The organism is Streptomyces sp. NPDC049887 (genome assembly GCF_040656535.1).
Classification (GTDB): Bacteria; Actinomycetota; Actinomycetes; order Streptomycetales; family Streptomycetaceae; genus Streptomyces.
In genome coordinates this window covers 57,101-79,426 of sequence record NZ_JBFAMM010000027.1, presented here as the reverse complement: position 1 = coordinate 79,426, position 22,326 = coordinate 57,101, and the positions used below count along the sequence as shown (strand labels likewise).

The 22,326-nt window shown below is 72.0% G+C and carries 15 protein-coding genes; 5 read left to right on the top strand and 10 right to left on the bottom strand.

The features are described 5' to 3' along the window. Window positions 1-34 precede the first annotated feature (34 nt). The 4 genes from ilvN to AB0J10_RS27365 all read right to left on the bottom strand — a co-directional run bounded on the left by ilvN (window position 35) and on the right by AB0J10_RS27365 (window position 6,863). Window positions 35-559: an acetolactate synthase small subunit gene (gene ilvN, locus AB0J10_RS27380; RefSeq protein ID WP_363065135.1), complete on the bottom strand. Its 525-nt coding sequence runs from the start codon at window positions 557-559 to the stop codon at window positions 35-37. A gap of 23 nt (window positions 560-582) precedes the next feature. Further along, entirely contained in the window at window positions 583-2,469 is a 1,887-nt protein-coding gene (locus AB0J10_RS27375) for an acetolactate synthase large subunit (RefSeq protein ID WP_363065134.1), read from the bottom strand. Between the two features lie 203 nt (window positions 2,470-2,672). Continuing rightward, window positions 2,673-5,525 carry an EAL domain-containing protein gene (locus tag AB0J10_RS27370; RefSeq protein WP_363065133.1) on the bottom strand — a complete coding sequence of 951 codons (2,853 nt, stop codon included), beginning with the start codon at window positions 5,523-5,525 and terminating at the stop codon, window positions 2,673-2,675. 387 nt (window positions 5,526-5,912) lie between these two features. Next, window positions 5,913-6,863: a 2-hydroxyacid dehydrogenase gene (locus tag AB0J10_RS27365; protein WP_363065132.1), complete on the bottom strand. Its 951-nt coding sequence runs from the start codon at window positions 6,861-6,863 to the stop codon at window positions 5,913-5,915. 90 nt (window positions 6,864-6,953) lie between these two features. Here AB0J10_RS27365 and AB0J10_RS27360 point away from each other — a divergent pair, with 90 nt between their 5' ends. From AB0J10_RS27360 to AB0J10_RS27345, 4 genes are all read left to right on the top strand, one after another. Continuing rightward, entirely contained in the window at window positions 6,954-7,955 is a 1,002-nt protein-coding gene (locus AB0J10_RS27360) for an aldo/keto reductase (RefSeq protein ID WP_363065131.1), read from the top strand. 142 nt (window positions 7,956-8,097) lie between these two features. Further along, window positions 8,098-9,228 (top strand): PQQ-dependent sugar dehydrogenase, encoded by a 1,131-nt coding sequence (locus AB0J10_RS27355; RefSeq protein WP_363065160.1) that lies wholly within the window; start codon window positions 8,098-8,100, stop codon window positions 9,226-9,228. Window positions 9,229-9,673: 445 nt separating this feature from the next. Then, the gene (locus AB0J10_RS27350; protein ID WP_363065130.1) at window positions 9,674-10,654 is read left to right on the top strand and encodes a phosphotransferase; all 981 of its coding nucleotides are present in this window, start codon (window positions 9,674-9,676) and stop codon (window positions 10,652-10,654) included. 380 nt (window positions 10,655-11,034) lie between these two features. Then, a complete protein-coding gene (locus AB0J10_RS27345) occupies window positions 11,035-11,916 on the top strand; it encodes a GNAT family N-acetyltransferase (protein WP_363065129.1) in 882 nt (293 codons plus the stop codon). Between the two features lie 81 nt (window positions 11,917-11,997). On the opposite strand, the gene AB0J10_RS27340 is transcribed toward AB0J10_RS27345, so the two are convergent. The 3 genes from AB0J10_RS27340 to AB0J10_RS27330 all read right to left on the bottom strand — a co-directional run bounded on the left by AB0J10_RS27340 (window position 11,998) and on the right by AB0J10_RS27330 (window position 17,561). After that, window positions 11,998-12,561, bottom strand: a complete 564-nt coding sequence (locus AB0J10_RS27340) for a GNAT family protein (protein ID WP_363065128.1) — start codon at window positions 12,559-12,561, stop codon at window positions 11,998-12,000. 103 nt (window positions 12,562-12,664) lie between these two features. Next, entirely contained in the window at window positions 12,665-15,229 is a 2,565-nt protein-coding gene (locus AB0J10_RS27335; protein WP_363065127.1) for an MMPL family transporter, read from the bottom strand. A gap of 235 nt (window positions 15,230-15,464) precedes the next feature. Further along, the gene (locus tag AB0J10_RS27330; RefSeq protein WP_363065126.1) at window positions 15,465-17,561 is read right to left on the bottom strand and encodes a phosphocholine-specific phospholipase C; all 2,097 of its coding nucleotides are present in this window, start codon (window positions 17,559-17,561) and stop codon (window positions 15,465-15,467) included. Window positions 17,562-17,754: 193 nt separating this feature from the next. Here AB0J10_RS27330 and AB0J10_RS27325 point away from each other — a divergent pair, with 193 nt between their 5' ends. Next, a complete protein-coding gene (locus AB0J10_RS27325; protein ID WP_363065125.1) occupies window positions 17,755-18,690 on the top strand; it encodes a hypothetical protein in 936 nt (311 codons plus the stop codon). Between the two features lie 368 nt (window positions 18,691-19,058). Here the strand turns inward: AB0J10_RS27325 and gatB are convergent, their stop codons facing one another. From gatB to gatA, 3 genes are read right to left on the bottom strand one after another with little or no spacing between them, the layout of a single operon-like run. Continuing rightward, window positions 19,059-20,573, bottom strand: coding sequence for an Asp-tRNA(Asn)/Glu-tRNA(Gln) amidotransferase subunit GatB (gene gatB, locus AB0J10_RS27320; RefSeq protein WP_363065124.1), 1,515 nt, complete (start codon window positions 20,571-20,573; stop codon window positions 19,059-19,061). Between the two features lie 15 nt (window positions 20,574-20,588). Further along, window positions 20,589-20,828, bottom strand: a complete 240-nt coding sequence (locus AB0J10_RS27315; RefSeq protein ID WP_167450267.1) for a hypothetical protein — start codon at window positions 20,826-20,828, stop codon at window positions 20,589-20,591. Beyond that, window positions 20,825-22,324: an Asp-tRNA(Asn)/Glu-tRNA(Gln) amidotransferase subunit GatA gene (gatA, locus tag AB0J10_RS27310; protein ID WP_363065123.1), complete on the bottom strand. Its 1,500-nt coding sequence runs from the start codon at window positions 22,322-22,324 to the stop codon at window positions 20,825-20,827. The genes AB0J10_RS27315 and gatA overlap by 4 nt, the downstream gene beginning before the upstream one ends. Window positions 22,325-22,326 lie beyond the last annotated feature (2 nt).

The window sequence follows — 22,326 nt, the reverse complement described above, 5'->3', positions numbered from 1 at the left end:
GGCGGCCCGGCCGGATGCCGGCCGGGTCCGCGTGTCAGGCGCTGCGCTCGAGGGCGCGCAGGCTGCGGTCCGTGATGGACCGGGCGCCGCGCCCTATGGCGATCGTGCCGGACTGGACGAGTTCCTTGATGCCGAACTGCTCCAGCATCTTCAGCATGGCCTCGAGCTTGTCACTCGAACCGGTGGCCTCGATCGTGACGGCCTCGGGCGAGACGTCCACGGTCTTGGCGCGGAACAGCTGGACGATCTCGACGATCTGGGAGCGCGTCTCGTTGTCCGCGCGGACCTTCACCAGGACCAGCTCGCGCTGGATCGCGGCGCCGGGTTCCAGCTCGACGATCTTCAGCACGTTGACCAGCTTGTTCAGCTGCTTGGTCACCTGCTCCAGCGGCAGGTCCTCGACATTGACCACGATGGTGATCCGGGAGATGTCGGGGTGCTCGGTGACCCCGACGGCGAGCGAGTCGATGTTGAAGCCGCGGCGGGAGAAGAGCGCCGCGATCCTGGCGAGGATGCCGGGCGTGTTCTCCACCAGGACGGAGAGCGTGTGCTTGGACATGGTCGTCGTGTCTCTCTCTTCGCTCAGTCGTCTTCGTTGTCGCCGAAGTCGGGGCGGACCCCCCGCGCGGCCATGACCTCGTCGTTGGAGGTGCCGGCGGCGACCATCGGCCACACCATGGCGTCCTCGTGGACGATGAAGTCGATCACGACGGGACGGTCGTTGATGGCGTTGGCCTCGGCGATGACCTTGTCCAGTTCGGCCGGGTCCTCGCAGCGGAGGGCGACGCAGCCCATGGCCTCGGACAGCTTCACGAAGTCCGGGATGCGGGTGCCCTTGCGGGGGGTCTGGCTGGCACCGACCTGAGAGCCGATCGTGTGGTGCCCGGTCTCGTCGGAGTGCAGGACGGTACTCGAGTAACGCTCGTTGTAGAACAGGGTCTGCCACTGACGGACCATGCCCAGCGCACCGTTGTTGATGATCGCGACCTTGATCGGGATGCCGTTCAGGGCGCAGGTGACCAGCTCCTGGTTGGTCATCTGGAAGCAGCCGTCGCCGTCGATCGCCCACACGGCGCGGTCCGGCATGCCCGCCTTGGCGCCCATGGCCGCCGGGACGGCGTAGCCCATGGTCCCCGCGCCGCCGGAGTTCAGCCAGGTTGCAGGCTTCTCGTAGTCGATGAAGTGCGCGGCCCACATCTGGTGCTGGCCGACACCGGCGGCGAAGATCGTGTTCTCCGGAGCGAGCCGGCCGATCCGCTGGATGACCTGCTGCGGCGAGAGGCTCCCGTCCTCGGGCAGGTCGTAGCCCAGCGGGTAGGTCTCGCGCCAGCGGTTGAGGTCCTGCCACCAGGCGGTGTAGTCGCCGGTGTTGCCCTCGCTGTACTCGGCCTGGACGGCCTGGACCAGGTCGGCGATGACCTCGCGGGCGTCACCCACGATCGGGACGTCCGCGGCCCGGTTCTTGCCGATCTCGGCCGGGTCGATGTCGGCATGAACGATCTTGGCGAACGGGGCGAAGCTGTCCAGCTTTCCGGTGACGCGGTCGTCGAAACGGGCGCCGAGGGCGACGATCAGGTCGGCCTTCTGCAGCGCGGTGACGGCGGTGACCGAACCGTGCATGCCCGGCATCCCCACGTGCAGCGGGTGGCTGTCGGGGAACGCGCCCAGCGCCATCAGGGTGGTGGTGACGGGGGCCTTGGTGAGTTCCGCGAGGACCTTCAGCTCGGCGGTCGCCCGGGCCTTGAGGACCCCGCCGCCGACGTAGAGGACGGGGCGCTTCGCCTGGGTGATCAGCTTGGCGGCCTCGCGGATCTGCTTGGCGTGCGGCCTGGTGACCGGCCGGTAGCCGGGGAGATCCGTCTGGGGCGGCCAGCTGAAGGTGGTCCGCGCCTGGAGGGCGTCCTTGGCGATGTCGACAAGGACCGGGCCGGGGCGGCCGGTGGAGGCGATGTGGAAGGCCTCGGCGATCGTCCGCGGGATGTCCTCGGGCTTGGTGACCAGGAAGTTGTGCTTGGTGATCGGCATCGTGATGCCGACGATGTCCGCCTCCTGGAAGGCGTCGGTGCCGATGGCCTTGCTGGCCACCTGGCCGGTGATCGCGACGAGCGGCACGGAGTCCATGTGCGCGTCGGCGATCGGCGTGACCAGGTTGGTGGCCCCCGGGCCCGAGGTGGCCATGCACACGCCGACCTTTCCGGTGGCCTGCGCGTAACCCGTGGCCGCGTGACCGGCGCCCTGCTCGTGCCGGACCAGGATGTGACGCACCCTGGACGAGTCCATCAGCGGGTCGTACGCCGGGAGGATGGCCCCGCCGGGAATGCCGAACACCGTCTCGGCCCCGACCTCCTCGAGCGAACGGATGAGGGACTGCGCGCCCGTGACGTGCTCAACGGTGGCGGAGGGCTGTCCGCCGGTGCGGGCCCGCGGCTGCGGATGGTGGGCCCCGGAGGCCTGCTCGGTCATCGGCATTCTCTTCTCGAAGCTGAGGGTTTTGCGGGGGTTTGGTGGTACCAGTGCAACAAAAAACCCCTCGTGCCGGGAGGCAAGCGAGGGGAGCGCGTCGGTGCCGTGTGCAGAGCCCGTGCAGGGGCCGTGCTTCAGCCGACGCGCTTTCCAAGTACGAGAATTCGGGTGCGCATGGCACTGACCTTCTCCCCGGCGCACCGTGACTGTCAAGTGGGTGGGACAGGCGTCTCATTATTTGAGCGCATCGGGGGACGGACGACGATCTCGGACGTGGCCGGGGAACGCCGGACGGGCAGCGACCGGGCGGAGAGCACCGGCAGGGCGGACCCATCGGGCACCGGGAACTCGCCACGCGCCAGCACACGGCGCAGCCGGTGCTCGTCGAGCGGCCCGGAGAAGGCCATCCCCTGTCCGTGGGTGCATCCCATGGCACGCAGGGCCAGCACCTGCTCGGGAACGTCCACGCCGTCCGCCACGGACTTCATGCCGAGGTCCCGGGCGATCCGCAGCAGACCCGCTGTGATCTTGTGAAGTCTGGCCGATTCCACCACGCCCTCGACCAGCCCGCGGTCGAGCTTGAGCACGTCGATGGGGAGACGGCGCAGGGCGATGATCGCCGCGTATCCGCTGCCGAAGCCGTCCAGGGCGATCCGTACGCCGAGTCTGCGCAGCGCCACCAGACGGTGCTCCAGTTCGTCGAAGGAGATCCGCGGGTCGCTGTCCGCCAGTTCGATCACCAGGGAGCCCGAGGGAAGCCCGTGGCGGGTGAGCAGGCTCTCGACGGAGCCGAGCGGTGTGGACCGGTCCAGCAGCCTGCGCGCGGGGATTCGTACCGACACGGGGACGCGATGACCGAGCCGGACGCGTTCCGCCGCCTGCTCGACGGCCTCCTCCAGCAGCCGGTGGCCGAATCCGGCGGTCGGGTCGCCGTCCTCGGCGACCCGGCGCAGCTCGTCGGGGGTGAACAGGATGCCCTGGGACGAGCGCCAGCGCGCCTGCGCCGCCACGGCCGCGATCCGGCCGTCCACGAGGCCGACCACGGGCTGATGGACCAGGGTGAACTCGCCGTCCTGGAGCGCGGTGCGCGCTCGCGCGGACCGGTCCATGAGCAGGGCGGCGTCGGTCTGCATCTGGGGCGCGTACAGCTCGACCCGGTCCTTGCCGCCCGCCTTGGCCCGGTACATGGCCAGGTCGGCGTTGCGCAGCAGGTCGCCGGCGCTGATGCCGGGCTCGGCGAAGGCGACGCCGATGGACGCGGCGACCCTGAGCTCATGGCCCTCCACCCGGTACGGCTGGGAGAGCATGAGCCTCAGCCGGTCGGCGATCTCCCTCACCTGGTGCTCCCGGGCGGCGTGGTCGCGGGAGCCGTCGCCGAGGATGAGCGCGGCGAACTCGTCACCACCGAGCCGGGCGGCGGTGTCCCCCGCCCGCACGGACTCCTGGAGGCGGCGGGCGGCCTGGATCAGCAGCTCGTCGCCCGCCTGGTGGCCGTGGCGGTCGTTCACCCCCTTGAAGCCGTCGAGGTCGATGAAGAGCACGGCCGTGCCGGCGTCCCCGGCACGCCGGCCGCCGAGCGCCTGCCGCACCCGCTCGGTGAACAGGGCGCGGTTGGGCAGGTCGGTCAGTGGGTCGTGCTCGGCGTTGTGCTGCAACTGGGCCTGCAGACGCACCCGTTCGGTGACGTCCCTGCTGTTGAAGATCAGCCCGCCCTGATGGCGCTTGACGGTGGACTCGACGTTCAGCCACTGGCCGGTGCCGGACCTGAAGCGGCACTCGATCCGGGTCGTGGGCTCCTCGACGGGCGGGGCCGCCAGGAATCTGCGCACCTCGTGGACGACGCGCCCGAGGTCCTCGGGATGGATGAGCGACGACAGCTCGGAGCCGATGAGCTCGTCCGCGTCGCGGCCGTAGACGCCGGCGGCGGCCGGGCTCACGTAGCGGAGTATGCCGGTCGGGGCGGCGATCATGATCACATCGCTGGAACCCTGCACCAGGGAGCGGAAGTGGTTCTCCTTCTGCGCGAGTTCATGGGTGAGGGCGATGTTGTCGAGCAGCATGATGCCCTGCCGCACGACCAGGGCGAGGACGACCGTGCACCCCGTGAACACCACCACCCGGTCCACGCGGCGGCCCTCGATGACGTTGTAGAGGATGCCGAGCGTGCAGACGGCGGCGGCCAGGTAGGGGGTGAGTGCGGCCAGCGAGCCCGTGATCGGCCGGACGGTCGGGCGGGGGCCGCGGACCTGCGCGACGGGCGGCTCCGGCCGGCGCACCCCCCAGGGCGCGTACGCGAGCAGGAGCGAGGCGGCGAACCAGCCCGCGTCCAGCAGCTGGCCCGAGCGGTAGCTCTCCCGCAGCAGCGGCGAGGTGAACAGCGCGTCGCACAGCACGGTGAGGGCGAGTGCGGCGATCGCCGTGTTGATGCCGGACCTGTTGGCGTGCGACCGCCGGAAGTGCAGGGCCAGGACCATGCTCACAAGGACGATGTCGAGCAGCGGATAGGCCAGTGACAGCGCCGCCTCGGACACGCTCTCCCCCTCGAAGTGCGCGGTGTGCGCGAGGGCGAGGCTCCAGGAGAGCGTGAGCAGGGAGCCGCCGATGAGCCATGCGTCCAGCCCCAGACAGACCCAACCGGCCCTGGTGACGGGCCGTTTGGCGAGGACGAGCAGTCCGACGATGGCGGGCGGGGCGAAGCAGAGGAAGAACAGATCGGCCGGGGACGGGCTCGGGACCGGCCGGTCGAGGACCACCTCGTACCAGCCCCAGACCGCGTTTCCGCAGGCGGCCATGGCCGAGGACACGGAGAACAGCATCCAGGCGGGCCGAAAGCGGCTGCCCCGCGCACGCGCGTAGAGGAAGCAGGAGACCGCGGCGAGTCCGGCGGCGAAGCTCAGCCCGAAGTCGCCCATGATCAGGGCCAGTTGCTCGGACCCCCAGCCCAACGCCGCGCCGATGGCGTAACCACCGCTCGCGAGGACCAGCAGGACCTGCGGCAGCAGCCCCGTGCCGCCGCCTTCCCGGGCCTGGTGGCGGGCGAGGAGCGCCGCGGGGGCGATCACCGTACCGCTCCTGACAGCGTTTTCATCCGGCTCCGCCTGCGGGGCCGGCCGTGCGGGCCGCCGCGGAAGCGCCTGCGCGGCAGGTCCGGGCCGGGACGGGACGGGCCGCCCGGTCCCCGCATCGGAGTGCGCGAGGGTGGTCGGCGGCGCTCCCGCCGCGTCGGATGGTTCGTCCACTGGCTGTGCATCGCCCGTCGACCCCCCTCGAAGTCTGGTCGCTCCGCAGCGCCGTTCCCGAACCCGACGCAGCCCCCAAGTCGGGACGATACACCAGAGTCGTCACTCAGGGACATAGGCCATCTACGCTCAGTGACGGCAAGACTGTTTGTCGACACGGCGCGCATCCGACCGACTCCGCAGGGTGTCCGGCGCGTACCAGTGTGGCGTCTACCCGGTCGTGAGGACCACGTTTCGAAGGGGCTCGCCCGCCGCCCAGCGGGTCAGCTGTGCGGCCAGCAGCCGCTTGGCCCGCGGCAGGAACGCCGACGTGGAGCCGCCGACATGGGGGCTGACGAGGACGCCGGGAGCGTGCCAGAGGGGGTGCCCGGCGGGCAGCGGCTCGGGGTCGGTGACGTCGAGAGCCGCGGTGATCCGGCCGGTTGCGACCTCCTTGAGCAGCGCTTCGGTGTCGACGACCGGTCCGCGCGCCACGTTCACCAGAAGTGCGCCGTCCTTCATCCGGGAGAGGAATCCGGCGTCGGCGAGATGACGCGTGGCCGGCGTGAGCGGAGTGGAGAGGATCACCACGTCCGCCTCCGGGAGCAGCGCCGGCAGATCGGTGAGTGCGTGCACTTCGCCGCGCTCGGTGGTACGGGCGGAGCGCGCGACGCGCGCCACCCGCGCGCATTCGAACGGCACGAGCCGCTCCTCGATGGCCGCGCCGATCGAACCGTAACCGACGATGAGCACGGACCTGTCGGCGAGCGCCGGGTAGAAGCCCGCGTGCCACTCCTCCCGCCGTCGGCCCTCCACGAAGCGCGGGATGCCGCGCAGGGAGGCGAGGACCAGGGCGAGGGCGAGTTCGGCCGTGCTCGCCTCGTGGACTCCCCGGGCGTTGCACAGGCGCACGCCCGGCGGCAGCGAGCCGAGGCCCGGCTCGACGTGGTCGATCCCCGCCGAGAGGGTCTGCACGACCCGCACGTGCGTCATCGCGGCGAGCGGCCGCACGGCGACGTCCGTGCCCTTCATGTACGGGACGACGTAGAAGGCGCACTCCGCGGGGTCCGCGGGGAAGTCCTGTCCGCCGTCCCAGAAGCGGTAGTTCAGCCCCGACTCCGAGGGAGCGGGGAGCCCTTCGATCTCGTCGGCCGGAATCGGGAGCCACACGTCAGCAGTCATGTTCAGGAGGCTAACCGCCGGGAGGCTGAGCGTGGCGAGGCGGGACGCAGACGTTAGTTTGGGGGGCGGCACGAGGAGGGGTACGGGCAGGTGGACCGCAGGACAATCGGTGCGGGGGCGCTCGGTGTGGGCGCGATCGGCCTCGGATGCATGCCGATGAGCTGGGGGTACACCGGCTCGCAGCAGCGTGGTGACCGTTCGCTGCGGACCGTGCACGCGGCGCTGGACGCCGGGGTGACGCTGCTGGACACGGCCGACATGTACGGCCCCTTCACCAACGAACTCCTGCTCGGCAGGGTGCTGAAGGAACGGCGGGCGGACGTCTTCGTCTCGACGAAGGTCGGGCTGCTCGTCGGCGACCAGCACATCGTCGCCAATGGCCGGCCCGGCTACGTGCGGCGGGCCTGTGACGCGTCGCTGCGCCGGCTCGGGACGGACTCCATCGACCTGTACCAGCTCCACAGGGCGGACCCGGAGGTCCCCGTGGAGGAGACCTGGGGCGCCATGGCGGAGCTGGTGTCGGCCGGGAAGGTCCGGGCGCTCGGCCTGTGTGCCGTGGGGGCGCGCGCGTCACGCAGATTCGGCGCCGGGCGCCATGACGGAACGATTCGGCAGCTGGAGCGGGTGCAGCAGGTCTTCCCGGTGAGCGCGGTGCAGGCGGAACTGTCGGTGTGGTCGCCCGAGGCGCTCGGATCGCTGCTGCCCTGGTGCGAGGCGCGCGGTGTGGGCTTCATGGCCGCGATGCCGCTGGGCAGCGGCTACCTCACCGGCACGCTGACGCCGGGGGAGGGGTTCGAGCCGGATGACCTCCGGGCCCGCCATCCGCGGTTCACGGCGGACATGATGGCCGCGAACCAGCCGCTGGTGGCGGGGCTGCGGCGGGTCGCCGAACGGCACGGCCCCGGCACGACGCCCGCCCAGGTGGCGCTGGCCTGGGTACTGGGGCAGGGTCGGCACGTCGTACCGGTTCCGGGTACGAAGCGGGAGCGGTGGGCCGTGGAGAACGCGGCGGCGGCGCGGCTGGAGCTGACGCCGCGGGACACCGCCGAGATCGCGGCGCTGCCGCCCGCCCTGGGATCCTGGGACCAGTAGGTTCGTATGGATCGGCGGGCCGCGGCGCGGCAACAGCAGGCGTGCGCCTTCCGCGGTTCGCGCGCCAGCCCGTTCACCGGCGAAGGGAAGCAGGACCGTGCAACGTTCAGTGGTGACGGCCGTACTGGCAGCTGCCGCGCTGATGCTCTCCACCGGGTGCTCGTCCGACGGTGGGGCAGGCGCGCAGGCCGGCCGTGACGGCGCCCCCTCCCGCTCGGCCCCGCCGTCGGCGACGTCCGGCGGCGCCTCCGAGACGGCACCGCCGGCGAAGGGGTCGGTGCGGGTGGCGGCCACGCTGACCCGCGGCCTGAAGTCGCCCTGGGGCCTCGCGGCCCTTCCCGGCGGCGACCTGCTGGTGTCCTCACGCGACGAGGGCACCATCACGCGCGTCGACGCCGAGTCCGGGAAGAAGACGCTGCTCGGCTCGGTGCCGGGCGTGGCGCCTGCGGGCGAGGGAGGGCTGATGGGGCTTGCCGTCTCCCCCGACTTCGCCTCGGACAACCTGGTGTACGCGTACTTCACCACCGCTTCGGACAACCGCATCGCCCGCATGCTGTACGACGAGGGCGAACCGGCGGGGCAGCAGCTCGGCGCACCCGACACGATCCTGCGGGGCATCCCCAAGGGCCGTATCCACAACGGCGGACGGATCGCCTTCGGCCCGGACAGGATGCTGTACGCGGGCACCGGCGAGACCGGTGAGACGGGCCTGGCCCAGGACAAGAAGTCCCTGGGCGGCAAGATCCTCCGCATGACCCCCGACGGCCGGCCCGTGCACGGCAATCCGTCGGCCGACTCCGTGGTCTATTCGTACGGCCACCGCAATGTGCAGGGCCTCGCCTGGGACTCCCGGAAGCGGCTGTGGGCGTCGGAGTTCGGGCAGAACACCTGGGACGAGCTGAACCTCATCGAGCCGGGGAAGAACTACGGCTGGCCCGAGGCCGAGGGCAGGGCCGGCAGGTCCGGCCTCGTGGACCCGGTGGCGCAGTGGCGCACGCAAGAGGCGTCGCCGAGCGGCATCGCCTATGCCGCGGGATCCATCTGGATGGCGGGGCTGAGGGGCGAGCGCCTGTGGCGGATCCCGCTCGCCGGCACCGAACCGTCCGCGGAACCGCAGGCGTTCCTCGAGGAGGAGTACGGCCGGCTGCGCACGGTCCTGCCGGTCGAGGGAGCCGCGGGCGGCCGGGACGTCTGGCTGGTCACCAGCGAGACGGACAACAGAGGCACTCCTGCGGCCGGGGACGACAGGATCCTGCGGCTGACGGTGGAGTGACCCGCGTCCCGCGTCTGCGGCCGGCGACGCCGGACCCCGTATGAGTCCGGACGGCGGAGTCGGGCGTGAGGGTCAGGCGGCCGCGGGGAAGAGGCGGAGGCGATGCGCGAGCGCCGCCGCCTCGCCCCGGCCGGTGATGCCGAGCTTCGCGAGGACACGGTGTTCTCCCTCTGTGGCGATTGCGAGGCCGCCGGCGTCCTCGCTGTCCCTGACACCTCGGCTGTCGTCCCCCAGGGGGTGCGGCCGCATCGGGAGAGTTCCGCATCCTGGCGCGTCAGAAGCCCCAGGCCGGGCTCATGGCGACCGCAACCGACCGGCTTCCCTGCGGAGTTCACCCGGGGCTCCCGGGAACTCCCCGAGTCCCGAGGGGTCCTTCTGCGGTCTCCCGGCGGACGGGTCGTGCTCCCGGAAGGGCCGGGGCCGGACCGGAGCATAGGCTGACCGGATGATCCCGACTGAGAACCCGGGGGACCTCGGAGCGCCGATCGGAGAGAGGCCGACCGCGACCGGTGCCTGGGTGGCGAAGAACCTCGCCGAGGGCGAGCGCCTCACCGGCGCCGAGCGGCTGCGCGGAGGGTGGACGGCCGAGATGAGGCGTCTGTCCGTGACGGGGCCGGCCGGCGAGCGGACGCTGGTGCTGCGCTCGTTCGTCAAGCCCTTCTTCGTCCGCCATGCGCCGGGCCTGCTGGCGCGCGAGGCGGAGGTCCTCCGGCTGCTCGCCTCCGATGGCGTCCCGGCGGCGTCCCTCGTCGCCGTCGACGCCACCGCCGAGCACTGCGACCACCCCTCCCTGCTGATGTCGCTGCTGCCGGGGAGAGTGCGTCTTGACGACGAGGAGGCCGGACGGCGTGCGCCGCTGCTCGCGGAACAGCTCGTGCGTATCCACGAGGTGCCGGTGTCCGCGGAGTCGAGACCCCGGGTGTACCAGGCGTGGACCTCGGCGGAACGGGTCACCCCGCCGTCGGCCACCCGGCGGCCAGCGCTCTGGGAGCGCGCGGTGGACGTCGTACGACAGGCGCCGCCCGCGTACCGGGGGTGCTTCCTGCACCGCGACTTCCACCCGGGCAACGTGCTCTTCACCGGCGCCGGGGACACCCTGCGGATCAGTGGGGTCGTCGACTGGGTGGAGACCTCGTGGGGACCGGCAGATCTCGACGTGGCGCACTGCTCCAGCGCACTGGCCCTCCTGCACGGCACCGCCGCGGGCATGCGGTTCGCCGACCTGTACACGGCTGTCGGGGGAACGCTCGACGGCGACCCGGCGGCCCATCTGTACTGGCGGCTGCTGGACGCACTGGCATTCGCGCCCGACGCCGGGAAGGTCGGCGGGCCATGGCGCGAGCTGGGCCGTACCGATCTGACGCCCGACGTGCTCACGGGCAGGCTGGAGGACTACCTCCAAGCCCTCCTCGACCGGTACACGTGAGGACTTCGACCGGGCCGGTGGCGTTCCCGGCGTCGGGCGCAGTTGCGCACCGCACCGGGTTGCCCGCGCTCCGGGGGCCGGCGGGACGACTCGGCTGACCGCCCGGAGCGAGGTGCCCCACCGGCCGCGGGCGGCGGCGACAGGGTACGCGCTCGGTACGCGCGTCACCGCGGTGGCGGAGGGCCGGCCGCGGGCCCGGGGCGGTTCGTCGCACCTCAGGAGGGCGAGCAGGCGCCCGCCCCGAGGGAGGATGCGGTCCGGCCGACGGACGGGGCCCCCACGTGTCACCCGTGGTCGGCGGGCGGGCCGCCGGGGCGCGACGACGATCGGCCGCGGGCACGCGCCTTCCCCGCGGCGGAGTCCATCGGAGATCATGAGGCATGCGCCCGGACGACTGGCATCTCACCGAGAACGTCGACGACTTCCTCGCCCGAGCCGGGGATTTCCTGCGCTCCCGGCTCGCCCAGCACATCATGCCGCTGACGTGGGCCCAGAGACTGCGAACCCGCGGGGCTGCCGCGTACGGCGGACGGGCACCTGTCTTCGGGCTGCTGGAGCGGGCCGGCGAGGTGTTGGCCGTGCTGTACCGCGTCCCGCCCCGTCTCGGTCTGGGCCTCACCTCGCTCACCCCCGAGCAGGCCGACGGCCTCGCCGCCCACCTGGCCTCCCTCGGGCACTCCCTTCCGTCCGTCAGCGCGGACCACGGCACCGCCGCCGCGTTCGCCGGGGCCTGGCAGCGGCACACGGGCGCAACGCCGACACCGCGCGTCCGGCTCCGCCTGCACCGCCTCGGCACGCTCACCCCACCGGAGCCGTTCCCGGCGGGCCGGAGCCGCCTCGTGGGCGAGGACGACCATCGGCAACTCATCCGATGGTGCGGCGAGTTCGCCGCCGATGTCGGGGAAGTCGTCTCCGTCGACGCCGATTCCTGGGCCGGCACACGCTTCGCCGACAAGAGCTACACGTTCTGGGAGACCCCGGACGGCACGCCCGTCTCCATGGCGGGAGCGAACCCCATGGTGGCCGGAATGATCCAGGTCGACCCCGTCTACACCCCGGCCCACCTGCGCGGTCGCGGCTACGCGGGCGCCGTCACGGCCGAGGTGAGCCGGGCCGCGCGGGCCGCGGGCGCCGAGGAGGTCGTGCTGTTCACGAACGCGGCCAACCCCACGAGCAACGCCCTCTACCAGCGCCTCGGGTACGTCCCGATCGCCGACTGGTCCGCGTACGACTTCGCGCACGCCGAAGCCGGAGACCGCTGAGGAACGCGACAGGCACGGCGGGGTCCGCGACTTCGGCCCGGTCGCACCCCTGCGTGCTCCCCGCGCCCGGCGGCCGGTCGCTCAGCGCCCCTCGGCGGAGCGTCGGGCCCGCCACTCGGGCGCGAGGACGGACCAGACCTCCATGTCGTGGCGAACGCCCTGCCACGGGAAGCTCTCGCGCAGCACTCCGTCCAGGCTCATCCCGAGCCGCTTCGCGACGCCGATGGAGCGGTGGTTGGCGGAGGAGGCGAGCCATTCGACGCGGTGCATCCCGCGCTCCTCGACGGCCCAGTCGATGAGCCGTTCCACGGCGCGGCCGATCAGTCCCCTTCCGGCGGCGGACGGCTCCAGCCAGACGCCGACCTCGCAGGACTCGTTCGAGGTGTCGAAGATCCGGAAGAGCACGCCCCCCACGAGCGTGCCGTGGAGCCGGACGGCCCAGATGCGGCCGGTGTCGGCGGCCTGCTTGTCGGCGTAGTTCTGGAGCACGGCTCGGGCGGACCGGACGTCCTTGACGTTCACCGTCAACGGCACCCAGGGCCCCGTGTACTCCCGGGCACGCTCGATGTGCTCCAGGAACTCCACGGCCTGCCAGGGTTCGATGGGCCGCAGTTCCGCGCCGTCCCCCAGGGATATCGCGAACATCCCGCTCCTTGCGCTCGTGGCGCGCCGCGCACATGCCGGCGCCGCCTCGTGATCGTCGTACCGGACGCCGCACCTCGACGGGGGAACCCCGTCCGACACGGCGCTAGCGCGTGAGCGTGCCGTCCTCGCTGACCCGCGTCCCGGCGATCTTCGCATGGGCGGGCGAAGGGCTCTCGGGGGGCTCGATGCTGAGGCGCGGAAGCCGGCGGTCCAGCCAGCGAGGCAGCCACCAGTTGGCGCTGCCCAGCATGTGCATGAGCGCGGGCACCAGCAGGGTGCGCAGGACGAACGCGTCCAGCGCGACCGCGGCGGCGAGGCCGATGCCGAACATCGCGATGACCCGGTCCCCACTGAGGACGAACGCGAGGAAGACGGAGATCATGATGATCGCGGCCGAGTTGATGACCCTGCCCGTCTCGGCGAGGCCGACCCGTACGGCACGCCGGTTGTCCCGCGTCTCCAGCCACTCCTCGTACATCCGGCTCACCAGGAACACCTGGTAGTCCATCGAGAGCCCGAAGAGTACCGAGACCATGATCACGGGGAGGAAGGGCTCGATCGGGCCGGCGCTGCCGAGCCCCAGCGGTTCGGAGCCCCAGCCCCACTGGAAGATCGCGACGACGACGCCGAACGCGGAGGCGACCGCGGCCACGTTCATCAGGGCGGCCTTGAGCGGTATGCCGACCGAGCGGAAAGCGAGCAGCAGCAGCGCACAGCCCAGCGAGATGACCACGCCGACGAACAGCGGCAGCTTCCCGACGATCACGTCGGCGAAGTCGTCGTGGCTCGCGGTCACTCCGCCGACGCGAACGTCGAGCGAGGTGCCGCTCTCCGCCGCGGGCAGCACATCGGCACGCAGCCGGTCGACGAGATCGCTGGTCCGCTGCGACTGGGGGGCGGACTCCGGGACGACGGTGACCACGGCGGTGTCGGCCCGGCTGTTGAACGTCACGGGGCTGACGGAGGCCACGCCCTCGGTGGCCCGGAGGGCGGCGGGCAACTGCTGCATCGCCAGCCGGTCATCGGCGCCGTCGAGAGCGGCGACGAGCGTGAGCGGTCCGTTGCTGCCCGGCCCGAACCCCTCGGCTACCAGGTCGTACGCCTTACGGGTGGTACTGGAGGCGGGGGCGTTGCCCTGGTCGGAAGTGCCCAGGTGGAGCGAGAACGTGGGCAGCGCGAGGACGGCCATCACCACGGTGGCGACCAGCCCCAGCAGCTTCGGGTGGCGCTCGACGAAGGCGGACCAGCGGGCGGCGAAGCCGGTCGTGAGCTCGGGCCGCGGGCCGCGCCGGGCGAGTCGTCTGCGCTCGGGGCGGCCCAGTGCGCGCATCCCGATGAAGGACAGCAGCGCCGGCAGCAGGGTGACGGAGGCGGCGACGGTCAGGAGGACGGTCAGACAGGCCGCGATCGCCACTCCGTTGAGGAAGGAGAGTTGCAGGATCATCATGCCGAGCAGCGCGATGCAGACGGTGAGGCCGGCGAAGACGACCGCACGCCCCGTCGTCGCCACGGCCTTCTCGGCGGCGTCGGCGACGGACAGCCCGCGCCGCAGGCCCTTGCGGTGGCGGGTGACGATGAACAGGGCGTAGTCGATCCCGACGCCGAGCCCGATCAGCAGCCCGAGCACGGGCGCGAAGTCCGCGACGTCCATGACATGGCCGAGGAGCACGATGCCCGCGTAGGCGGCGCCGACGCTGACCAGCGCGGTGGCGATGGGCAGCAGGCTGGCGGCCAGCGAGCCGAAGGCGAGGAAGAGGACCACGGCGGCCACGGCGACGCCGACGATCTCCGCGAGGTGTGAGGTCGGAGTCTCGGCGAGAGCGGTGGCGCTGCCGCCGAGTTCGACCTGGAGTCCGTCGCGTGCGGCGGCCTTGGCCGTGTCGACGACCGCTCGGGCCTGGGACTCGGGGACGTCCCCCGGCTTCGCCTCGAAGGCGACGGTCGCGTAGGCCGTACGGCCGTCCTCGCTGATGCGGGCCGCGCCGTCCGGTCCGCCGTCGATGGCGCGCGCCTCGCCTGCGGCCGCCGTACCCTCACCGGCCCTGCCCGCGGAGCCGGACGCGGCGGGGGTCTTGTCGGCGGACGTCTTGCCGGGGGACGTCTTGCCGGGGGAGGCCTCGTCCGTGGAGGTCTTGCCGGCGGAGGTCTTGCCGGCGGAGGTCTTGCCGGCCGGGGTAGTGCCCGATGCGGTGCCCGATCCCTTCCGGTCCGACCGCTCCCCGGCGCCCTTCTTCCCGCCCGCCTTGCCTGCTTTGTCCGTCTTCCCCGTCTTGCCTGCCCTGTCCCCCTCCCCCGCCTTCCCGGCGGAGGCACCCGCGGCCTTCCCGGACGGAGGCTGCGGGGAGGCGTACGGACCGGTGACCGAGGCGACGCCGTCCAGCCGTTCGACCTTCTTCAGCATCGCCGTCACCCGCTGCTCGACGGCGGCCGATCGGACACTGCCCTGCTCGGTGCGCCAGACGATGGTGTCCCCGCCGTCGAACCTCCCGTGGAAGCCGTCCCGGAGGAGTTCGGTGGCCCGACCGGATTCGGTGCCGGGTACGTCGTAGTCGTTCGAGTAGGCCGTGCCCGCGAAGGCGGCGGCGACCGAGACGCCACAGAGGGCCGACAGCCAGAGCAGGACGGCGACGAGTCGGTGCCTGATGCACCACCGAGCGATGGCGGCCAACGGACGAGCTCCCTGATGGTTCGTGGATCTTCACTGGGAACTGCCCGCAAAGAACACATGACCTGCAGGGCAACACTCTCTCAGGAGAAAGTGATCGTTAGGGCCCCTTCGCCCGGTTCGTGGCAATACTCACAGGTGCGGAGGGAGTTCGGGGACGTCCGCTCCCGAACTCCCTCCCCTCGTGGTCGTCCCGGACGACCGCTGTCTCCGGGTGACGTCACGGATGCCTGCGGCCTCATCCGGAGACGCTGGGCCTCCCGTTCTCGATGTGTCCCATGAGGCGCCTGCGGAAGCCGCTCCCGTCGTCCGTCGTCACCTCGACGTCGTACCAGCCGTGGGCGTCGGCGGCGGAGTGGACGAGGCTCCTGCTCCGGCCGGGCTTCACCGTGACCTCCCGGGTCCAGTCCCCCAGGTCCTCGTCGTCGACGTACCCGAGCGGGCGGAGGGTGAAGGTGACGGCGCCGTCACCGCCGTTGCGGAAGGTGAGGTGCAGATCGCGGTCGTGGTGGTCGACACGCGAGGTGACCTCGGCTCCCGACCCCCCGGCCGGTCCCGCGAACTCCCGGCGGAAACCGTTCGGCCCGGTGATCGTGAAGCGGTAGGAGTCACCAGCGAGGGGCACGCTCCACCGGACAGCGCCCCTCACGTCCCTGTGCTGCGGGACGGGGAACTCACCGGCGTACGGATACAGCGCGAAGTGCGCGCTTGCGCGCCCCGTGTTGCGGAGCGCGACCGTGACCTTCCCTCCACCGACCCTCGCCCAGGCGTCCGGCTGGTACGGCAGGGGACGTGCCGGCCGGGTGCCCGGCTCCTGCACGGGCATGCGCTGGACCGCCGGCGGCTGCGGCCGCCAGCGGCCCGTGAAGGGCGGGATCGGGGCCGGGCGCTCCACCTCGGGAAGCGGCCCGCCGCGCCGGAAGTCGAACGCGGAGGTGAGGTCGCCGGCGACGGTGCGCCGCCAGGCGGTGATGTTGGGCTCCTCGATCCCCGTCCACTTCTCCAGGAATCTGATCACGGAGGTGTGGTCGAACGTCTCGGAGCAGACCCAGCCGCCGATGGTCCACGGGGAGACGACGAGCAGAGGAACCCGGATGCCGAGGCCGGTGGGCCTGCCCTGCCAACGCTCGTCGGTGTCGCCGGTGGGCGGGACCGGCGGCGGCACATGGTCGAAGAAGCCGTCGTTCTCGTCGTAGTTGATCAGGACGACGGTGTGCCGCCAGACGTCGGGGTGGGACCCGAGGGCATCCAGCACCTTGTAGACGAGGGTCGCCGAGCCGATCGGCGAGGAGGAGCCGGGGTGCTCGGAGTCGATTGCGCTCGGCACCAGGTACGAGACCTCGGGGAGGGTGCCGGCCGCCACGTCGGCGCGGAACCGCTCGGCGAGGGTGCCGGTCCCGCCGCGCCGCAGGCCCCGCTCGAAGAGGGACCGCTCCTTCGCCGTCAGCGTCGCGACGCCCTCCTCCAGCGCGGCGAGCAGCCGCTCCCGCTCGGCCGGGTCGGCGGTGTCCCTGACCTTCGCGTAGAAGGCCTCCATGTACGTGAAGCCGCCGGCCTTGGCGAGCGCCTTCCGCGCGATCCGCTTGAAGGTGGTGAAGAACTCGATGTTGTTGTCGGTGAAGTTCTCCCACTCCTGGTACGTCTGCCAGCTGCGGCCGGCCCTCTCCAGCCGCTCGGCGTACGTCGGCCACGGGTAGCCGGGGTGGGTGTCCTCGGCGTACGCGGCGTTCGTCACCGCGCGGCTGCCGTCGGCCTCGTAGCCGGTCCAGCCGCTCCACAGATGGTTGCGGTTGGGACTGGTCGAGGTGTGGACCGAGGAGTGGTAGGCGTCGCAGACCGTGAAAGTGTCGGCGAGCTCGTAGTGCAGGGGGATGTCGCGGCGGTCGTAGTGGGCCATGGTCGCGGCGGTCTTCGCGGGGATCCAGCCGTCCATCCAGCCGTCGCGCCACGCCCTGGCCCCGCCGTCCCACGAGTGGTCGAGGTCGCCGATGTACTGCAGGTCCTTCTTCTGGGTCTCGGCGGCGCCGCGCACCGGGAAGGGCAGCACGGTGCCGAGCGGCCCGGGCTGTTCGAAGACGGACGTGCCCGAGGGGAGTTCGACGGCGTTGCGGTCGCCGAAGCCGCGCACTCCGCGCAGGGTGCCGAAGTAGTGGTCGAAGGACCGGTTCTCCTGCATCAGGACCACCACGTGCCGGATCGCGCGCAGACCGCCCGCGGGGGGCTCGGCGGCGAGGGCCGACCGCAGGGAGGGCGGCAGCAGGGACCCGGCCGCGGCGGCGCCGAGGGCGCCCCCGCCGAGTGCGAACAGCCGTCGCCGTGAGATGTCGGTGGCCAAGTCATCCTCCTGAGTCCCTCGTTACCGCCCGGAAGCTAGTGAGGCCGGATGGCGGAGGAGAGGCCCGCGGAGGGCCGCGGGATGAACGTCCCGGAGGGCGTCGGGAGAGACCGGGTCGAGATCCCGCCATTGGCCGACCGGCCGTGGGGTTCAATTCGGTGGCGCTGTCGGTGCGGACTGTCACCATGGGCTCATGACCAGTCGGGGGGAATCGCAGACAGTCATCGCCGGCAGGGCCGCACCGGCGGGCTCGGCCGCCGAGACGGCCGTGATAGCGGAGATAGCCGAGCACCTGCACGGGTCGCCCCGTGAACACCTGGGGGGTCCGCCCGTCGCGATCGTGCACCATCGGCCCGAAGCGACACGACTGGAACGGCGCGAGGCGTTCCGGGAGGTCTACGGGCCGATCGTGGCCACGATCGGGGAGCCGACGCTGTACGGCGGGTCGGCGTGGGGTCCCAGTGTCCGCTGGCGCGACGAGGGCCGGCTGGTGCTGCTGTCGGGTGACCGGTTCCGCGTGACGCTGTCGGTGCACCGGCCCGAGGAGCTGGAGCGGGGCGAGCACCACTGCTTCACCTGGGGCGGCGCCCGGTCGGCCGGTGAGCCGCACGACTTCGACCTCCTGCCGTACAGCTGGCAGCTGTACCGCGGCGGCCCGGGCGAGTGGCCCGGCGAGCGCCCGGACCACCGGCTCGCGGGCGACTGGGAGCAGTGGGAGAGCGCCCTGGAGTTGCTGCTCGCCGCCTGGGCGGAGCAGCTTCCCGTGCAGGTACCGGGCGACTGGGCCGGTTTCACGGTCGTGGCGGACCGGGACCCGGGACGCGATCTCGTCGTCTCGTACAGCCCGGGCGAGGGCCTGGAGGTCGCTGTCGACGACCGGGACGCGCCGCAGGGCCCCGAGCGGGACAGGTTGATGCGGGAGTGCGGCTGGCACGGCCATGACCGGGGCTGGTGGCACTCGGCCTTCCCGGAGGCCGATGAACGCTCCGCGGCCGCCGCCGCGCGACTGGCCGTCTCGGAACTCCGCTCGCGCGGCGCGGCAGGCCCTCAGGAGCTGGCCGCCCGGGAGGCCGGCGTCGACGACCGCGGCGAGCTGTGGCTGCCGGGCCTGGGGATACGGGTCTGCTGAGGCCGCTGCCGACGGCACCGGGCCGGCACGCCGGGCAGCGACAGCCCCGTGGGGGCCGCCCGGTTCTCGCTCCCCGTGCCCCGCGTTGCCCTGCCCTGCGTTGCCCTGCCCTGCGTTGCCGTGCCCTGCGTTGCCGTGCCCTGCGTTGCCTTGCGCGCCGGGCCGGAAGGGCTCGCCCTCCGAGCACGGGGCCCGGCCGGCCTGCCGTCCGCGCCACCCGGCCCGTTGCCGTGTCCGCCCGGACCCCGGCCGACGGTCCGAGCCGGGCGGGCCCCGCTTCTCCGCCCACCTGCCCGACCGGCCGGGCAGGCGCGAGGGGCGGGACACCGGCAGACCGGTGCCCCGCCCCTCGCCCGTGAGGCCGGTGCTCAGCCTTCGGTCACGCCGAGCCTCTCCAGGATCAGCTCCTTGACGCGGGCCGCGTCGGCCTGGCCACGGGTGGCCTTCATGACCGCGCCGACCAGGGCGCCGACCGCGGCGACCTTGCCGCCCCGGATCTTGTCGGCGACGGCGGCGTTGCCGGCGATCGCCTCGTCGACGGCCGCGCCGAGCGCACCCTCGTCGGAGACGACCTTCAGACCGCGCCTCTCGACGACCGCGTCCGGGTCGCCCTCGCCCGCCAGCACGCCCTCGATGACCTGACGGGCCAGCTTGTCGTTCAGCGAGCCGTCCGCGACCAGGGCGGTCACCCGGGCGACCTGCTCCGGCGTGATCGGCAGCTCCTCGAGCGACCGGCCGGACTCGTTGGCGTTGCGGGCCAGCTCGCCCATCCACCACTTGCGGGCGGAGACCGGGTCGGCGCCGGCCGCGATCGTGGCCACGATCGGGTCGATCGCTCCCGCGTTCAGGATCGACTGCATGTCGTGCTCGGAGACGCCCCACTCCTTGCGGAGGCGGTTGCGGCGCACCCGCGGCAGCTCGGGCAGCCCGGCGCGCAGCTCCTCGACCCAGTCACGGGACGGGGCGACGGGAACGAGGTCGGGCTCCGGGAAGTACCGGTAGTCCTCAGCCTCCTCCTTGACCCGGCCCGAGGTGGTCGAGCCGTCCTCCTCGTGGAAGTGGCGGGTCTCCTGGACGATGGTGCCGCCGTCCCCCAGCACCGCGGCGTGGCGCTGGATCTCGAAGCGGACCGCCCGCTCCACGCTGCGCAGCGAGTTGACGTTCTTGGTCTCGCTGCGCGTGCCGAACGTCTGCGAACCCTTCGGCATCAGCGAGAGGTTCACGTCGCAGCGCATCTGGCCCATCTCCATCCGGGCCTCCGACACACCGAGGGCCCTGATGAGCTCGCGCAGTTCGGCTACGTACGCCTTGGCGACCTCGGGGGCACGGTCACCGGCGCCCACGATGGGCTTGGTGACGATCTCGATGAGCGGAATGCCGGCCCGGTTGTAGTCGAGCAGGGAGTGGGACGCGCCGTGGATACGGCCGGTGGCGCCGCCGACGTGGGTCGACTTGCCCGTGTCCTCCTCCATGTGGGCGCGCTCGATCTCCACGCGGAAGATCTCGCCGTCCTCCAGCTGGACGTCCAGATAGCCGTTGAAGGCGATCGGCTCGTCGTACTGCGAGGTCTGGAAGTTCTTCGGCATGTCCGGATAGAAGTAGTTCTTCCGGGCGAAGCGGCACCACTCGGCGATCTCGCAGTGCAGCGCGAGGCCGATCTTGACGGCGGACTCGACGCCGACCGCGTTGACCACCGGCAGCGAGCCGGGGAGGCCCAGGCAGGTGGGGCAGGTCTGGGAGTTGGGCTCGGCGCCCAGCTCGGTCGAGCAGCCGCAGAACATCTTGGTCCTGGTGCCGAGTTCGACATGGACCTCAAGGCCCATGACGGGGTCGTAGGACGCGAGTGCGTCCTCGTACGACACCAGGTCAGTCGTGACGGTCACGGTGAACTTTCCCTCTCAGCCCAGCAGGACGTCGTCGTCGCCCAGGCGCTTCAGCTCCCGGTAGAGGATCGCGAGTCCGGTGACGATGGCGGCGGCGGACACGGCGGCGTCGACCAGCCGGAGCGTGTCGTGCTCCAGGCGGGCCTTCCGGGCCTGCTTCGCGACGCCGATGGCTCCGAACGCGGTGGCGGCCATGGACACGTACGTACCGGTCCGGGACTTGGTGAAGCCCTTGGCCTTCTGCAAGCTACTCACAGTGACGGTGCCTCCTCCAGCAGCGGGTGGCCCCAGCGTGCCACGAAGGCCGCCTCGACGGCCGCACCCACCTTGTAGAGCCGTTCGTCCTTCATCGCGGGGGCGATGATCTGCAGACCGACCGGGAGGTTGTCCTCCGGGGCCAGGCCGCAGGGCAGCGACATCGCGGCGTTGCCGGCCAGGTTGGTGGGGATGGTGCACAGGTCGGCGAGGTACATCGCCATCGGGTCGTCGGCACGCTCGCCGATCGGGAAGGCGGTGGTCGGGGTCGTCGGGGAGACGATCACGTCGACCTGCTCGAAGGCCTTCTCGAAGTCCTGCGTGATGAGCGTGCGCACCTTCTGGGCGCTGCCGTAGTACGCGTCGTAGTAGCCGGACGACAGGGCGTACGTGCCCAGCATGATCCGGCGCTTGACCTCGTCGCCGAAACCCTCCTCGCGGGTCAGCGAGGTGACGTCCTCCGCCGAGCGGGTGCCGTCGTCGCCGACGCGCAGGCCGTAGCGCAGACCGTCGAACCGGGCGAGGTTCGAGGAGCACTCGGACGGCGCGATCAGGTAGTAGGCGGAGAGCGCCAGGTCGAAGGAGGGGCAGTCGAGCTCGACGATCTCGGCGCCCAGCTCCTTCAGCAGCTGCACGGACTCGTCGAACCGCTGCACGACGCCGGCCTGGTAGCCCTCGCCGCGGAACTGCTTGACGACACCGACCCGCATGCCCTCGACCGAACCGTTGCGCGCGGCCTCGACGACCGGCGGGACCGGGGCGTCGATGGAGGTCGAGTCGAGCGGGTCGTGCCCGGCGATGACCTCGTGCAGCAGCGCCGCGTCCAGGACCGTACGGGCGCAGGGGCCGCCCTGGTCGAGGGAAGAGGAGAAGGCGACCATGCCGTAGCGGGAGACCGCGCCGTAGGTGGGCTTCACGCCGACCGTGCCGGTGACGGCGGCGGGCTGGCGGATGGAGCCGCCGGTGTCCGTGCCGATGGCGAGCGGCGCCTCGTAGGAGGCGAGGGCGGCGGACGAGCCGCCGCCGGAGCCGCCGGGGATGCGGGTCAGGTCCCAGGGGTTGCCGGTCGGGCCGTACGCGCTGTTCTCGGTGGAGGACCCCATGGCGAACTCGTCCATGTTGGTCTTGCCGAGGATGACGACGTCGGCCTCCTTGAGCCTGCGCGTCAGGGTGGCGTCGTACGGCGGGACCCAGCCCTCGAGGATCTTGGAGCCGACCGTGGTCGGGATGCCCTCGGTGGTGAAGATGTCCTTCAGCGCCAGCGGCACGCCGGCCAGCGGGCCGAGCTTCTCGCCGCGCTCGCGCTTCTCGTCGACGGCACGGGCCTGCGCGAGGGCGCCGTCACGGTCGATGTGCAGGAACGCGTGGACCTTCTCGTCCACTGCCTCGATCCGGGCGAGGTGCGCCTCGGCGACCTCGACGGCGGTGAGGTCGCCGGAGGCGATCCTCGCGGCGATCTCCGCCGCGGTGAGCTTGATGATGGGGCTGTCCGTCATCG